The sequence below is a fragment of the Salinisphaera sp. genome, from assembly GCF_002729955.1.
In the GTDB taxonomy this organism is placed as follows: domain Bacteria; phylum Pseudomonadota; class Gammaproteobacteria; order Nevskiales; family Salinisphaeraceae; genus Salinisphaera.
Map to the genome: position 1 here is coordinate 16,476 of NZ_PBYA01000005.1, position 15,635 is coordinate 32,110.

General features: G+C 65.3%; 16 protein-coding genes. 7 read left to right on the forward strand and 9 right to left on the reverse strand.

The genetic code is table 11. The features are described 5' to 3' along the window. Positions 1–5 precede the first annotated feature (5 nt). The 6 genes from CMN27_RS01565 (at position 6) to CMN27_RS01590 (ending at position 5,014) form a co-directional block, all read left to right on the forward strand. Positions 6–518, forward strand: coding sequence for a FixH family protein (locus CMN27_RS01565; protein WP_293623642.1), 513 nt, complete (start codon positions 6–8; stop codon positions 516–518). Then, on the forward strand, positions 515–2,977 hold the full coding sequence (locus tag CMN27_RS01570) for a heavy metal translocating P-type ATPase (RefSeq protein WP_293623643.1): 2,463 nt from the start codon (positions 515–517) through the stop codon (positions 2,975–2,977). Before CMN27_RS01565 ends, CMN27_RS01570 begins: the two co-directional genes overlap by 4 nt. Next, a complete protein-coding gene (ccoS, locus tag CMN27_RS01575; protein WP_293623644.1) occupies positions 2,974–3,231 on the forward strand; it encodes a cbb3-type cytochrome oxidase assembly protein CcoS in 258 nt (85 codons plus the stop codon). The genes CMN27_RS01570 and ccoS overlap by 4 nt, the downstream gene beginning before the upstream one ends. Next, the gene (locus CMN27_RS01580) at positions 3,228–3,962 is read left to right on the forward strand and encodes a sulfite exporter TauE/SafE family protein (RefSeq protein WP_293623645.1); all 735 of its coding nucleotides are present in this window, start codon (positions 3,228–3,230) and stop codon (positions 3,960–3,962) included. The genes ccoS and CMN27_RS01580 overlap by 4 nt, the downstream gene beginning before the upstream one ends. Before the next feature lie 63 nt (positions 3,963–4,025). Next, positions 4,026–4,487, forward strand: a complete 462-nt coding sequence (azu, locus tag CMN27_RS01585; protein ID WP_366515384.1) for an azurin — start codon at positions 4,026–4,028, stop codon at positions 4,485–4,487. Between the two features lie 65 nt (positions 4,488–4,552). Further along, positions 4,553–5,014, forward strand: coding sequence for a DUF3565 domain-containing protein (locus CMN27_RS01590; protein ID WP_293623647.1), 462 nt, complete (start codon positions 4,553–4,555; stop codon positions 5,012–5,014). A gap of 68 nt (positions 5,015–5,082) precedes the next feature. Here CMN27_RS01590 and nirK read toward each other — a convergent pair whose 3' ends face one another. The 9 genes from nirK to CMN27_RS01635 all read right to left on the reverse strand — a co-directional run bounded on the left by nirK (position 5,083) and on the right by CMN27_RS01635 (position 15,175). After that, positions 5,083–6,456: a copper-containing nitrite reductase gene (nirK, locus tag CMN27_RS01595; protein ID WP_293623648.1), complete on the reverse strand. Its 1,374-nt coding sequence runs from the start codon at positions 6,454–6,456 to the stop codon at positions 5,083–5,085. A gap of 121 nt (positions 6,457–6,577) precedes the next feature. Continuing rightward, positions 6,578–8,557, reverse strand: a complete 1,980-nt coding sequence (locus CMN27_RS01600; RefSeq protein WP_293623649.1) for a VWA domain-containing protein — start codon at positions 8,555–8,557, stop codon at positions 6,578–6,580. A gap of 155 nt (positions 8,558–8,712) precedes the next feature. Then, on the reverse strand, positions 8,713–9,516 hold the full coding sequence (locus CMN27_RS01605) for a CbbQ/NirQ/NorQ/GpvN family protein (protein WP_293623650.1): 804 nt from the start codon (positions 9,514–9,516) through the stop codon (positions 8,713–8,715). Next, complete coding sequence (locus CMN27_RS01610; RefSeq protein WP_293623651.1) at positions 9,513–10,880, reverse strand: cbb3-type cytochrome c oxidase subunit I; 1,368 nt, start codon at positions 10,878–10,880, stop codon at positions 9,513–9,515. The genes CMN27_RS01605 and CMN27_RS01610 overlap by 4 nt, the downstream gene beginning before the upstream one ends. 10 nt (positions 10,881–10,890) lie before the next feature. Further along, positions 10,891–11,721: a cytochrome c gene (locus CMN27_RS01615; RefSeq protein ID WP_293623652.1), complete on the reverse strand. Its 831-nt coding sequence runs from the start codon at positions 11,719–11,721 to the stop codon at positions 10,891–10,893. A 42-nt stretch (positions 11,722–11,763) separates the two neighbouring features. Continuing rightward, positions 11,764–12,006, reverse strand: a complete 243-nt coding sequence (locus CMN27_RS01620) for a hypothetical protein (RefSeq protein ID WP_293623653.1) — start codon at positions 12,004–12,006, stop codon at positions 11,764–11,766. A 221-nt stretch (positions 12,007–12,227) separates the two neighbouring features. Then, entirely contained in the window at positions 12,228–12,623 is a 396-nt protein-coding gene (locus CMN27_RS01625) for a SirB2 family protein (RefSeq protein WP_293623654.1), read from the reverse strand. A gap of 12 nt (positions 12,624–12,635) precedes the next feature. Continuing rightward, complete coding sequence (locus CMN27_RS01630; protein WP_293623655.1) at positions 12,636–13,826, reverse strand: NnrS family protein; 1,191 nt, start codon at positions 13,824–13,826, stop codon at positions 12,636–12,638. Positions 13,827–13,996: 170 nt separating this feature from the next. Beyond that, on the reverse strand, positions 13,997–15,175 hold the full coding sequence (locus tag CMN27_RS01635; protein WP_293623656.1) for an acetyl-CoA C-acetyltransferase: 1,179 nt from the start codon (positions 15,173–15,175) through the stop codon (positions 13,997–13,999). Between the two features lie 81 nt (positions 15,176–15,256). On the opposite strand from CMN27_RS01635, the gene CMN27_RS01640 reads away from it, so the two are divergent. Beyond that, positions 15,257–15,592 (forward strand): MGMT family protein, encoded by a 336-nt coding sequence (locus tag CMN27_RS01640; protein WP_293623657.1) that lies wholly within the window; start codon positions 15,257–15,259, stop codon positions 15,590–15,592. The last annotated feature ends 43 nt before the right edge of the window (positions 15,593–15,635 follow it).

Genomic DNA, 15,635 nt, shown 5'->3' on the forward strand with positions numbered 1-15,635 from the left:
ATACCATGTCGATGACCCAAACCGCTCGCCCCTGGTATCGCCACGTCTGGCCGTGGGCGCTGATGGCACCGCCGCTGGCCTCGGTGGTGTTCTGGGTGGTCATCATTACCACCATGGCCGGGCCGCCCGATCTGGTGGTGGAGGACTATGCCAAGGTTGCGCTGACCTATACCGAAGACGCCACCGCGCGCGAGGCCGCCGAACGGTTGCAGCTTAGCGCCAACGCCCAGGTCGATCGCGATACCGGCCGGGTCAGCCTGCGGGTGGACGGCTTCGAGCATGCGCCGGCGACCCTGCGTCTGGCGCTGGTGCATGCCACCCGTGCCAGCGGCGATCAGACCATCGAACTCAAGCGCAACAGCGCGGGCATCTACCACGGCAGCACGGGTGCGCGCATTGTCGGCGATCGCGAGCTGCGGCTTGCGCCGGCCGACGGCGCCTGGATCGTGACCGGTCAGCTCGATGCCGACCACGCCAGCGTGCGCTTGGCCCCACACGGTGGAGTCGATAGCGCGTGAGCGACGCCCGCGGCCATTGCTATCACTGTGGCGAGGCCTTGCCGAAAGGGCCGCTGCGCCATGTTGCGATCGCCGGCATCGACCAGCCCATGTGTTGTGCCGGCTGCGAGGCGGTGGCACGGCTGATCGACGAAGGCGGGTTGGGCGAGTTCTATCGTTTTCGCAGCGAATACGCGCCCACCCCCGATAGCGCGCTGGCACAGGACGACGAATGGAACGCCTACGATCGCGAAAGCGTAGGCGAAAACTACGTGCGCACGCTCGACAACGGCCTGTGCGAAGCCGTTCTGATGCTGGAAAACATCACCTGCGCGGCCTGCAGCTGGCTGATCGAGCGCGTGCTCGTCGACGAGGCCGGCGTCGAACTCATCCAGGTCAATCCGGCCACCGGTCGCGCGATTCTGCGCTGGCAGCGCCAGACCGTTGCCCTGTCGACGCTGTTGCGGCGTATCGCGCAGTTGGGCTATCGCCCGCATCTGCTCAGCGCCGACCAGGCCGTACCGCTGTTCACCCGCGAACGCCGGGCCGCACTCAAGCGCCTGATCGTGGCCGGCCTGGGCATGATGCAGGTCATGATGTATGCCGTCGCGCTCTATGCGGGGGCGATCTATCACGACATGGATGCCGACATCGCGCTGTTTCTGCGCGGGGTAAGCCTCATCGTGGCCACGCCGGTGCTGCTGTATTCGGGCATGCCGTTTCTGCGCGGCGCCTGGCGCGACCTGCGCGCGCGCCGACCGGGGATGGATGTGCCCGTGAGTCTGGCGATTGGCGGCGCCTATGTCGCCAGCGTCTATCATTTCTTCACCGGCGGCGAGATCTATTTCGACTCGGTGACGATGTTCGTCTTCTTTCTTACCACCGCGCGTTTTCTGGAAATGACTGCGCGCCACCGCGCCGCGATGGCGACCGGCGACAGCGCCCGTGCCCTGCCGGCCACCGCGCGTCGGATCGGCGCCCAGGGCGACACGGAAACCGTGCCGCTGGCCGAGCTGCGCGCGGGCGATCATGTCCGCGTGCCGGCCGGCGCGGTCGTACCCGGGGACGGGCGCATCCTCGCCGGCGAGAGCACATTCGACGAATCACTGCTGTCCGGCGAGTTCATGCCAGCGCGCCACGGCGTCGACGAAACCGCCATCGCGGGCAGCCTCAATCTGGGCGCGAGCGTGGATGTCGAGCTTGAACGCATCGGCCAGAACACGCTCGTGGCCGGTATCGTGCGCCTGCTGGAACGCGCCCAGAGCGAGCGCCCGCGACTGGCCCTGCTCGCCGACCGTATCGCCGGCGTATTCGTCTCTGCCGTGCTGCTGCTGGCCAGCGCCACCGGCCTGTACTGGTGGCAGGTCGCCCCGGATCAGGTCCTGCCGATCGTGCTGTCGGTGCTGGTGGTCACCTGCCCCTGTGCGCTGTCGCTGGCCACGCCCACGGCGCTGGTGGCGGGCACCGCATCGCTGGCACGGCGCGGCCTGCTCGTGGCCCGGGCGGGCGCTCTGCAGACGTTGGCCAACGCCGATCATCTGATTCTCGACAAGACCGGCACGCTCACCGAGGCGCGCCTCGGCATCGAACACGTCGAATGCCTGGGCAGCGACTACGACGACGCGCACTGTCGCCGGCTTGCCGCCGCGCTGCAGGCCCATTCGACCCATCCGATCGCGCGTGCCTTCGAACAGGATAGCCACGATGCGCTGCTCGCCGAGGATGTTCAGGAACACGCCGGCCACGGCATCGAGGGCACGGTGGACGGGCATCGCCTGCGTCTGGGCCAACCGGCCTGGCTGGGCCTGCCCGAACAGGCCGACGACGGCGGCACGCCGATCGTGCTGGAAATCGATTCGCGCCCGGCCGCTCGCTTTGTTCTGCAAGACACGCCGCGCCCACAGGCTGAAGGCGCACTGGCCGCCCTGCGCGAGTTCGGCCTGACCCTGGAAATCGCCAGCGGCGACAGCCCGGGCGCGGTCGCGGCCATGGCACGGCGCATGGGCGTGGACAGCTGGTGTGCCCGCATGACGCCCGAAGACAAGCTCGCACGCCTTCGCAGCCTGCAGGCAAAAGGAAAGCGGGTGGTCATGGTCGGCGACGGCATCAACGATGCGCCCGTGCTCGGTGGTGCCGATGTGTCGGTGGCCATGGGCAGCGGCTCGGTGCTGGCCCAGGCCCAGGCCGACATGCTGCTCACCCGGGCCGAACTCGGCGATCTGGCCAGCGGCATCCGCATGGCACGTCGCACCATGCGCGTCGTGCGTCAGAATCTCGCCTGGGCGGCCTGCTACAACCTGGTCGCCCTGCCCCTGGCAGCCGCGGGTATGGTGGCGCCTTGGATGGCCGCGCTGGGGATGTCGGCCAGTTCGCTGCTGGTGGTCGCCAACGCCGCCCGCCTTGCCCGTGCCGACCAGCAAACGCCCGTCGTAGCCGGCGAACAAATGCGCCCGACGCACCTGCCGGCGGTGTCGACATGACGATCGTGCTCGTACTGCTGCCTTTGACGCTGCTGCTGGTCGGTATCGCGGTGTGGGCCTTTTTCTGGGCCGTGGGCGATGGCCAGTTCGACGATATGGACAGCCCCGCCTACCGGATTCTGCTGGATGACGATGACTGGTCCACCGGCGCCGACAGCAGCGCGCCGGCCGACGGCGACGATGCCGACGGCAGGCAAGCCGAACACGATCCCGAGGACACCGAGGACGACCCATCGCCCGGGGGCCGGCAATGAACGCGGACGGGCTCACCTTCGCTGCGGCCCTGGTCGCCGGGCTGGTCGGCAGTTCCCACTGTATTGCCATGTGCGGGGGCATCGCGCTGGCCTTTGGCGCCCAGAGCCGGCGACGCCCGCTGGCCTCGGCCCTGCTCTACAACAGCGGCCGTATTACCAGCTATGCCATCGCCGGCGCCCTGGCCGGTGGCCTGGGCGTCGGCCTGGGTCAGCTGCTCGATCCGCAGGTGCTGATCGTCGTGCTGCGCGCGCTCGCGGGCGCGATGCTGGTCGCCATCGGCCTGCAGATCGCACTGAACTGGCGTCTGCTGCGGCCTATCGAGAATCTGGGATTTCGCCTGTGGCATCGCGTCTCCCCGGCGGCACGATCGCTGATCGGTCGACGCGGCGCGCTGCCTGCGCTCCTGCTCGGCGGGCTCTGGGGCTGGCTGCCCTGCGGCCTGGTCTATTCCATTCTCGTGGCGGCGACCTTCAGCGGCGGCAGTCTTCAGGGTGCCGGACTCATGCTCGCCTTCGGGCTGGGCACCGCACCCGCGCTGATCGCCACGGGAACCGCCGCGTCGCGGCTACAGCGGCTGACCCGTCGGCCCGCGTTCCGTCGTACCGGCGGCGCCTTCGTGGTGGTGCTGGGTCTGCTGACCGCCCTCATGCCCTGGCTGATGCACCACGCACCGGCCGGCGGTTATCTCAACATGCTCGGCCTCTGTGGGCCGGGCGAAACGCTTTTATGAGCATGGGTTCGCCCTATCGTGCCCATGCTGATGTTTTCACCCACCTGTAAAAAGGAAACGACAATGATGAAGAAATTTCTAGCTGCAAGCGCGCTGACCGCGGTCGGTGCCGTATTCATGGCCGGCCCGGCGGCCGCTGCCGATAGCTGCGAGCTGTCGATTAGCGGTAACGACCAGATGCAGTTCAACAAATCCGAACTCGTGGTCCCCGCCGACTGCGACGAAGTCACGCTCACCCTCGAGCATACCGGCAAGATGCCGGTGGCCCAGATGGGTCACAACTGGGTGCTGTCCAAGGAAGCCGACAAGCAGGCCATCACCTCCGAAGGCATGCAGGCCGGCCTGGACAACGAGTACCTGCCCGACGACGACAAGATCATCGCCCATACCGATCTGATCGGCGGCGGTGAATCGTCGAGCGTCACGTTCAGCACCGCGGACCTCAAAGCCGGGGGTGACTACAGCTACTACTGCACCTTCCCGGGCCACAGCTCGATGATGCACGGCAAGCTGATCGTCAAGTAAGCGGCTGCGGTCATCGCATTGGGGCCACGCGGCGTTTGTCGCGTGGCCTTTTTTATGGAAATCGAATGCAGCGCCATATTCTCGGTTTTGGCCGCGACGACGAAGGCGACTGGGCGGCGCGGCTGGCCTGTGGCCACAACCGCCATGTGCGCCACCGCCCACCGTTCATCAACCGCCCCTGGGTCATGCACGCCGCGGGCCGTGCCTCGTGGCTGGGCCGGTCTTTCGATTGCCTGCGCTGCGATCGCCTGGAATGGCCAGCCCGGATCCTGCAACATCGGCCGCCCGATCGTCATATCGAGCTCGACTCGACCGGTACGAATCGATTCGATGACCCCGGCGCGCCCTCGGGCGATTGGCGAACGCTCGAACTCGGTCAGGGTCATGCCATGCTTTTCATCGATGCGCTGCATATCGAACGGCCGCTCACGCCGGACGACGCGGTCCCGATTCCCCCGAACGTGGCGTTTCGCCTGCAGACCTCGGGTCAGGCACAGGCATGGCTTCGGACCTATCGGTTGATCTGAGCTTTTACGCTGGGCAAAAAAAACCGGCGCCCCGAAGGACGCCGGCGATGGTTCATCAATGAGTTCGGCTAGCCTTCGCCCGGCGCATAGATCTCGGGCACGTCCTCACCCTCGACCTGCAAAAAGCCCGCAAGGCCGCGTTCCATGCGGCTGAGCGCGTGGTCCACGAGCACATACTTGCCCGGTACTTCCAGCTCGAAGTCCACGATCGTGGCACCGCCCGGCGGCACGCTGATGGTCTGGATATGCTCGGCCGGCGCGCTGGTGGTGCCGCCCCAGGCATAGGCCTTGTCGAACATCTCGCCAATCACGTGGAACGAGGATGTCGCGTTCGGGCCGCCCACACCGAAGAAGATACGCACGCTCTCACCGACCTTGGCCTTGAGCGGATGACGCTCGGTCAATGCGCCGACGGCACCGTTGAATACGTAGTACTCGGGCTTTTCATCCAGCAGCTTGCGCACGTCGAAGGACTGCTCGCCGTGCTGGCCGTAGGCCTGGGTGGTGTAGATCTCGCCCTGCATCACATAGAACTCGTGATCCACCGGCGGCAGGCCGCCTTCCGGTTCGACCAGAATCATGCCGTACATGCCGTTGGCGATATGGTGGGCAACCATCGGCGTGGCACAGTGGTAGACATAAAGCCCGGGCTTGATGGCCTTGAACGACAGGCTCTTCTGCCCGCCCGGCGGCACCTGCAGCACGCTTGCCCCGCCGCCCGGGCCGGTGACGGCATGAAAATCCACCGAGTGGATCATCGTGCTGTCTTCGGCATTGCTCAGGGTGAGATCCACCGTATCGCCTTCACGCACGCGCAGCAGCGGCCCCGGCACCTGGCCGTCGAACGTCCAGTAGCGATAGCTCGTGCCGTCGGCAAGCCGTGCCTGTTTCTCGACCGTCTGCATGTCCACACTGATCGTCTTGGGCTCACGTTCACCGATCGGCGCCGGCAGATCCGTCGGATCGCGGCTGATATCGGCCAACGAGCCCGCCTGCTCAGCGGTGTCGCCTTCGCCGACGATCAGCTTGCCTTCCATGCCGGCAGCCCGGTGGCCCGGGATGCTGCAGAAATAGGCGAACTGGCCGGCTTCACTGGCACGGAACACGAAAACCGAACTCGAGTCCCGTCCGACGACCTGGTCGGACTTCGCCGAGAACTCGGGGATGGCAACGTCATGCAAGGCGCCGTCGCCGTTAATGAGCGTCAGCTGCACCACGGCGCCTTCCGGAATCTTTATTTCCGGATTGATCTGACCGTCGATCTTTCCGCCGACGCCTTGAAAATACATTCCCTCTTCGCCGATACCCGTTTTCAGCGTGATCGAGACGTCCGGTCTCGAACTGACGCCTTCCGCTATATTGGTTTGTGATGCACTCGCGACCGACGCGGCGGTGCCCAGCAACAGCACGCCTAACAGACTGATCCAACGCCTCATTTTCATAGGAGCTCTCCCTGCTACCTGTAGTCGATAGCTGGAGGGTAGGCAGGCGGGAACCGTCAGGCTTTGATGTCGATCAAAATACGGCGTTTTTCCGGGTAATACCGGTGACCGCGGGCAAATATCATTCGAGCATGCGGCGCAGGACGTGCACCAACCGTAACGCGAGGTTCGCCGGGTTACGCAGCAGCGTATACCCATGCACCCCGAACACCGCCGGCATATAAGCGGGCGCGTGGCGATCGACGGTGATACAGAACGTTTCGATACCTTCCGCACGGGCCTCACGCACGGCCTGGCGGGTATCTTCGACGCCATAGCGTCCTTCATAGCCATCCGCGTCGTTCGGCTTGCCGTCGGAGATCACCAGCAGCAGCCGTTTTCGTTCACGGCGCGCGGCGAGCAATGTCGAGGCATGACGCATGGCCGCCCCGGTCCGCGTGAATCGTTGGGGTTCCAGGCCCGCGATACGCGCGCGGCACGCCGCAGGCTGTTCTTCTTCGAAACCCCGGACCCGGTCGACGCGAACCCCCGATGCGGTTTCCCCGGAAAACACGAAGATCGCATGCGCGTCGCCCAGCGCGTACAGCGCTTCGGAAACCACCAGCAGCGCCTCTTTCTCGACATCGATAATCCGCAGATCGCCCTCGACCCAGGCGTCGGTCGAACCGCTGATATCCACCAGCAGCATGATCGCGACATCGCGGCGCGCGGCCAGCGAGCGCTGGTAGACGTGATCGTCGGCAAACGTGCCGGCCCGGCGTTCGCTGTAAGCCAGCACCAGCGCATCGATATCGACCGATTCGCCGTCCGCCTGTCGTCTTCGCCACTGACGCTGAGCGCGCAGTTTCTGAAACTGGCGGCGTACATCGCTCACCAGCGCATGACGCCGGCGCAGGCAGTCGTTTGCCCAGGCCATATCCCCGGATTCCGCGTCTTCGCTGCGTACCCGGACGGCGTGTTCGCGATACCTGCCGGCGCGGTAATCCCACTCGGGGTATGCGATGCCGTGGCCGCCGTCGCCCGCGGTGATCGAGAGCTTTCTTGGCGGGGCCGCCGACTCCTCGGCCAGCAGAATCTCGCGCACCGGGTCCGGGCTCGTGACCTGGCTCGCCCGGGGCAGTTCGGCCACCGATTCCGACAGGGATTCGGCCTCGCTGTCGTCGCTGTTATCCGCCGGGCGGCGCAGCCCCTGGGGATCCTCGGCGTGTTCGTGCGGATCGTCGGTCTGAATCATCCAGGGGCCGAGCTCGCTATCCTCTTCTTCGTCGTCACGGCTGCGGATCTCCGGCATTCGTTCGAGTCGTGCGACCTTTTCCCTACCGCTGGCCGTGCCGGTGTCTCCCGGTGCGGCGACCGCGCCCGTAGACGACGGGCTTAACAGGCGTCCCCACCAGACATCGCGGGGTAACAGCTGATAACCCGCGTTGTCGCCGGCCAGGCGTCGTGCATCCGCCTGTGCCCGCGCCCAGGAATGCGCGACTGTGACAGCGCTCGCGTCGCCGGCTTCGGCCGCGCAACGCTGCGCGTACAGGCGCTGCTCTTCCACCCATTGCTGGGCTGGATGGCGATAGCGCAGCCCCCGGCGCTGGCGCGCGCCGCAGTCGTGGAGCAACGCCAGATCGCCCGCCGCACCCGGCAGGCGCTTTCTTAGCGTCAGGTCTGCGGCGATGGCTTCGTAGAGACAGAACAGATCGTGCTCGAGCGCAGTGCCTGCCGGCGGCCGCCATCGGCTCAGCCGTATTGCCCGGATGCCCTGGTGCAATGCCATGACGCGATACAGGCGCGGCGTATGCTCGCCCTCGCCGGCGAGCCGTTGTGGAAGAAAGACATGGCTGCCGTCCGTAGCCGGCAGTGCGCGCGTATCGACATGCGCTCGCGGCAGTCGGCGTACCGTGCGCTCCAACAGGCCCGGCGCTCGGGGCGGATGTGCCACGCATATCGGCAACTCGGCCGCGAACACGCTTTCGAGTAGAAGCGACAGGCGGCGCCTGTGGGTGGATAGCTGTTCGAGCGCGGGGGGCTCGGCAGGCGTGGGCGCCGGTCGCAGCCGTTCGACCAGCCACCGCGCCGCGTCGATGAGTACGCCTTCGGGTTCGGCCATGATCGCAGCGCTGGCCTAGTAATCCCGCAGCAGTACGGCTGAGCGCGCAGGCCGTCGCTTGCGCGTCAACGTAGGGCGCTCCCACCGGAACCACAGGCGCCGGCCCATGGATGAGGTTGCGCCCTGCCTGGGATATGCCGCGACATCTCGGCTCATCACACCAGCGCCACATCCACGAGATCGGCGAGCGCGCCGGCGACTTCGGGATCATCGGTCAGCGGCGCGATCAAGGCCACACGACATGCCTGGCGGGCCTCGATCCCGCAGGCGATCAACCGCGCCGTGGCTACCAGCAGCCGAGTGCTGGGCAGCTCGGCCAGGCCACGATCCTCCAGCCGACGCATGCGCCGGGCAAGCTCCACCAGCGCATGGGCGGTGTCGCGGGCCACGCCGGCCTCGTGGGCAACGATCTGCGTTTCCCGCTCGAAGGTCGGGAAGTCGAACTCGAGCGCGACGAAGCGCTGCCGGGTGCTCGGTTTGAAATCCTTCAGCGCATGCTGATAGCCGGGGTTGTAGGACACCACGAGCTGAAAACCCGGCGCGGCGGTCAGCGTCTCCCCGGTCTTGTCGATGGGCAGCAGCCGTCGGTGATCGGTCAGCGAATGGATGACGACGACCGTATCCTGTCTCGCCTCGACGACTTCATCGAGATAGCAGATCGCGCCTTCGCGTACCGCGCGTGTCAACGGCCCGTCCTGCCAGACCGTGGCATCGTCGCGCACCAGAAAACGCCCGATCAGATCGCTGACCGAGAGATCGTCATGGCAGGCGACGGTGATCAACGGCCTGTTCAGGCGCCACGCCATACGTTCGACGAAGCGCGTCTTGCCGCAGCCCGTCGGGCCCTTGAGCATCACCGCCAGCTGCTGGGCATGGCAGTGCTCGAACAGCGCGATCTCTTCGGCCGACGCCGCATAGTAAGGCGGCGCCTGCTCGGACTCCGGCGCCGCGAGCGTCATGCCGCACCTCGCGGCTGGATCGAGCCATCGGCATCATTCGGTGCCGTGATGTGACTCGGTGCGAAGCGGAAGAAGTCGACGATATAGAGCACAACCCCGACCGCGAACAGCCCGCCGGTTGCCACCAGCATCATGAAATGAATCTGGATCTTGAGCTGCGTATCGAGATAGCCAAGGCCCATCACCCGTTCGAGATAGACCTGGCCGATGCCGGCCGTGGCAAACGACAGCGTCATGCCGAACATACCGGCGATCTGAAGCCAGAACGCCCAGAAGCCCAGACTCTGGCCGCGGGCGGGATCGTTGCCGGTGAGATACGGCCGGGTATAGCTGATCATGGCGAGTACGATCATTGCGTAGGCGCCGTAGAACGCGGCATGACCGTGCATGGCAGTGATCAGGGTGCCGTGCGTCCATTTATTGATCGACGGCCAGGTATGGGCCAGCCCCAGCAGGCCGGCGCCGAACAACGTGAATACCGCGCTGCCGATCGTCCAGTGCACGGCCAGGGTATTCGGATGCGCGGCCCCCGAGCGACGCATGGCCGCATAGGCATAGATGGCCATGCCGACGAGGGCGACCGGTTCGAGCGCGCTGAAGAAGCCGCCGATCGGCAGCCAGTAGCCGGGTACGCCCGTCCAGTAGTAATGATGGGCGGTCCCGAGAATGCCGGCCATGAACACCAGACCGACGATGACATACAGCCACTTCTCCATGACTTCCCGATCGGCGCCCGACAGACGCACGAGCAGGAACGCCAGCATGGAGCCCTGGATCATTTCCCATACGCCTTCGACCCACAGGTGGATTGTCCACCACCGATAGAAGGTTTCCACGGTGTAGTTTTCGTAGGGCAACAGCGCCGGCAGGTACAGCAGGGCCGCCAGTACCAGGCCCGCGATCAGTACGCCTTCGGTGAGCGTCCAGCGCCCCGCCTTGCGAATGGTCATGAAGATGTTGAAAAAGAACAGCAGCATCACGGCAACGATCACCAGCTTGAGCGGGTACGGCTGCTCGAGCATCTTGATGCCCGCAGTCCAACCGAGCATATAGCCCACGATCGCCGTGGCGCCCATGAGCGTCCATGCCGCAAGCTGGATATAGGCCAGTCGTTCACTGTAAAGCTCGGTGCGCGACTCTTCGGCCACGACGTAGTACGTGCCGCCCATGAAGCCGGCCAGCACCCACACGATCAGCAGGTTGGTGTGCATCGCCTTGGCGACATCAAAGGGTAGAAAACCCAGCAGCGGGTCGGGCCCGAGGTATTTGGCTGCCATGAGCAGGCCCATGACGAGCTGCAGCCCGAACAGGCACAGCGCAACGGCGAAATACCAGTACGCCACGCGTTGAGAACGAAAACGCATCAGATCTCTCCTACTTCAGGGTGCTCAGATAATCGACTAGCGCATCGATCTGATCGCTATCGAGCTTTTCCCCGTAATGGGTGGGCATGAACGAAATACCGTTGGCCGAGAATCGCTCGCCGCCGACGATGTGCGCGCTTGGCGCAACGATCGATTCGCGCAGATAGCCTTCGCCGGTATCCGCCTCGCCGGTATAGCCCGCTTCGGCAACCGTGCGGTCAGCGCGCTCGCCAACGCCGGCCAGCGAGGGGCCCGCCAGATCCACCCCGGGCGCGATCGAGTGGCAGCCGCTGCACGCCGTCGAGGCATCGTTGAACAGTCGCTCGCCAGCGGCCACGCTGGCCGGCCTCTGTGCCTCTGCGGGCTCGCTGTCCGTGCTCGCAGACGTTGTATTCGTGCCCGGGAAGGTGGCGCCGGACACCAGAATCGGCCGCGGCGGCCAGCCCTGGTTGTCGATCTGCGAAACCCAGTCCAGAAAAGCGATCACGTTGGCGATTTCCGTGTCGCTAAGCTCGGGATCGGGCATGAGCCGACGATGACGTTCCTCGGAATAGAACTTCGACGGATCCTTTAGAAACGCGCTCAGATAGGCCTCTCCGCGCTGCTGGGTTATCTTTGTCAAATCGGGCGCATAGTAGGCGCCCTCACCCAGCAGCGTATGGCAGTTGATGCAGTTGTTGTGGTGCCATACGTCCTTGCCGGCAACTACCTGTGCACTCATCTTGTCGGCATGGGTGAGTTCGCCGAATCGCGTATGGCTATGCAGCGTCAGCCCCAGAAAAACAAGTGTGAAAACAGCCGTGCTGATCAGAAAGAACAGCCGGCTCTGTTTCTTGGTCATGGCCTTTCCCCAACTACGTCGACGATGAAAACCGCCGGTGAATCAAACACCCACGTAGCCCCAGTAGCTGACGACCATCGCCGCCGCATAGACGATGGTCAGCAGCAGCGCAGCCGCGACCGCCAGCCCCAGCGACTTGACGAAGAAAAACCATGGAACGCTTGTTTGACGCATGACCGGCCCCTGCATGATGAATGGCTTTGGCTGCCCCGCCGACATCGCGACACCGACCGGGCTGCGCCAAATTAATGCGCCGTGCCGATACGCCTCATTGATTTGAATCAAGATTCGTTATTATTTTTCAGCGCTGATCGAACACGATTGACTGCTTTAACCGCCCTGTTTTCCATAGGCGGCTGCGCGAACGTGCCCGAAAGGCAATCTTTTCAACGGTGAATGCGGTCGTGTAATTCGCAGCGCGGGGCGCACCGGGATTGGCGGCCCGTTCGGCCCGCCCACGGGCCGTCGTTCAACGCCGGGCGTGGCGCGGGCGCAGGCGATCCATTTCAGGCGAAAAAGCCGTATGGGTTATGGCTGAGTGCCACGCTGGCGATATAGGCGAACACCAGGAGTGCTGCCATGCAGGCAACGCTACGTATCGTTTTCGTCGGCCCGCGCTTGAGCCCGATCGTACCCAGCACGATATAGACGAACAGCGCGAGCACCTTGGCCGTCAGCCAGGGCTGTGCGCCGGGGTACTGGCCCAGCAACACGGCCAGCCCCACGGCGCTGGCCAGCAGCACCGTGTCCACGCAGTGTGGTAACACCCTCACCCAGCGCTGGGCCAGCCGCGACGGCGCGAACACCATCCAGGCCGCCCGCAATACAAACAGGGTCAGCGTCAGGATTACGCTTCCAACATGCAGCGTTTTCAGCAGCACGTAGAGGGTTGCCGTGGACACGTATCGCCTCCCTCAGCCCGGTTGGCCGTCGACGCGCGGGCTGCAATAGATACGCCCGTAGCGAATCGCCCAGGGAAGGATCGCTTCGAACCACGCGCCGATGGCCACGAACAGGAACAGCCAGCGCAGGTGGCCCGCCGTTACCTCTGTCAGCAGCCGTGCGACCACCGCCAGCTGGAGGATGAGAAAACACAGCACGCTGAGATTATCCATTTCCAGTCGGCGGCCGGAATGACCGAGACTCACCCGGGTGACCATGGCAAACACCATGCTCGTGGCAAGCCCCATGCCCAAGGCATGGGTCGGCGCGAGGCCCAGCACCGCGCCATACCCGACGCAAAGCGCGAGGCTCTGGATGGCCGAAAGCACTGCAGCAATCGGCAGCCACGCAAAGGCCATATGCAACGACCAGAGCAGCGGCACATGCGAGGCCGCCCAGCCCCGCCAGCGGATCGCATGCCAGCCGGTGACGCAGGCCAGCGGCAGATCGAGCACGAACAGCCAGGCGTGATGGCCGTTGAAGGCCAGCACGCCGTGGCCCAGCGACAACGCAACAACCAGGGGCGGACTCCAGGTGGGCTGGTAGCGGTGGTAGTCGGCGATCATCGGCTCGGAAAAGAACGGCAGCATGCGATGTGCGACCACGAAAACGATCGGGCCCACGAACCCCCAGAGCGCGAGTGTTGGCATGGCTGCGAACAGTGCCTGCCGGGCCTGACCGAGCGCACCCAGGCCGGCGAGCGCGCCGATACAGCCCACCGCAGTCACGATGATCGACCAGCGCGCATGCATCAGCGCGGGGGCGCGGGCAACGAGTACGCAGCGCATGAGCACGCCCAGACCCAGAGCCCAGGCGAGCGCGGTAAGCGCTATACCGGCCCTCAGAAAATGCATCCCGGCCAACGTACCCACCACGGTGAGCGCATAGCCGGCATAGAGCACGGCCGCCATGCTTCGATAGATCAGCGGACTCACCGGCGGCGCCGCCACCCAGCGCGGCAGGGCGGTCAGCAGGAAACCGAAAACAAAGAACGGGAAAACGCCCACCGTCATCAGCCAGGCGTGCAGCCAGATCGCCGGCACCGGATACGCAGACGCCATACCCGCCCAGCGCATGACCAGAACCGGCGCCCACCAGAGCATGCCGACGATGAGCGCGCCCAGCCCGCCCATGAAAAACAGCCGATGCGGCGCCCGTATCAAGCACCGCCCTGCCTCGAATACCGAACCCGGCATTGTGCCCCGCTCCACCCTCGATCAGATGGTGCCTACTATGCCGCCGGCCGGTCAGACCCACATTGATGGAAATCAATGCGCCCGGCGATGGTCGCCGGCCGCCGGGCGCGCCTTGGGTCAGCGCGCTGGGCGTCGCTTCAGAGTCTTTCGATGATGGTGACATTGGCCATGCCACCGCCTTCGCACATCGTCTGCAGGCCATAGCGTCCGCCGCGCGCCCTGAGCGCATGCACCAGCGTGGTCATGAGCTTGGTGCCCGAAGCGCCGAGCGGATGGCCGAGCGCGATGGCGCCGCCGTTGACGTTCATTCTCTCGGCATCGGCGCCCGTGTACTGCAGCCAGGCCAGCGGGATGGGCGCGAACGCCTCGTTGACCTCGAACAGATCGATATCGTCGATCGTCATGCCGGCACGATCGAGCGCACGATGGGTGGCGGGTAACGGTGCTTCGAGCATGATCACCGGGTCATGCCCCAGCACGCTCATGTGATGAATCCGCGCCAGCGGTTCGACGCCCAGTCGTTTCAGACCGGCTTCATTGACCACCATGACGCCGCTTGCCCCGTCGCAGATCTGGCTCGCCGTCGCCGCCGAGATACGGCCGTTCTCGGCCAGCAGCTTCACCCCGGCGATGGAATCAATCGTGGCATCGAAACGAATGCCTTCATCGACCCTGTGCTCGACCTGCTCGCCGGTTTCGGGGTCGAGCACCGGCACCGGCAGGATTTCGTCGTCGAATGCACCGGTCTGGGTCGCACGTATCGCGCGCTGATGGCTTTCCAGCGCAAACTCGTCCAGCGCCGCGCGTTCGATGCCGTATTTGGCGGCCACCATTTCCGCGCCCTCGAACTGGCTGAACAGCTCGGTGTCGGCATAGCGTTGGCGAATCCCGGGGCTCATGTAGATGCCCATATCCGCCTTTCGGGCCAGCGTGAGCGGTGTGCCCATCGGCACGCGCGTCATGCTTTCCACGCCGCCCGCGATGACGATATCCATGGTCCCCGACATCACCGCCTGGGCGGCGAAGTGCAAGGCCTGCTGGGAGGAGCCGCACTGGCGATCCACGCTGGTGCCGGGCACGGACTCGGGCAGCCCCGATGCAAGAACCGCATTGCGCGCCACGTTGGCCGCCTGTTCGCCCACCTGGCCCACGCAGCCCAGAATGACGTCGTCGATCGTATCCGGCGGGGCCTTGCTTCTTGCGACCAGACCATCGATCAACGTCGCAGCCAGGTCGACGGGATGCCAGCCGGCCAAACGCCCGCCACGGCGGCCACCGGCGGTACGCAGGGCAGATACGATATAGGCGTCGGTCATGAAAAGGCCCGTGAGTAGTCGAACAACGGCGACAGCCTTTGTGCCACCCTGCTGCGAACCTGTAAAGACCAGAGCCGCCCGATGCCCGACCGCGCCAACACGAGTTCGACCCCGCCCGATACCTATACGGCGGTCTTCGATGTCGTGCGTCGTATCCCCTGTGGCCGGGTCTGCACCTATGGCGAGATCGCACGCCTGATCGGCCGACCGCGGGCGGCGCGTGTGGTCGGCTATGCGATGCACCGTTGTCCGCCCGGCCTGCCCTGGCACCGGGTCATCAACGCGCAGGGCCGGATATCGCTGCCCGCCGATAGCACGGCCGGCCTCGCACAAAGACGACGGCTCGAGGAAGAAGGCGTCGCGCTTATCGGCGGTCGGGTGGATCTCGATCGCTTCGGCTGGCCGGACTCCGACTGACGGCCGCCGGCCGTTGCCGGTGGTAGGCTTGCCCGCGGCGTTA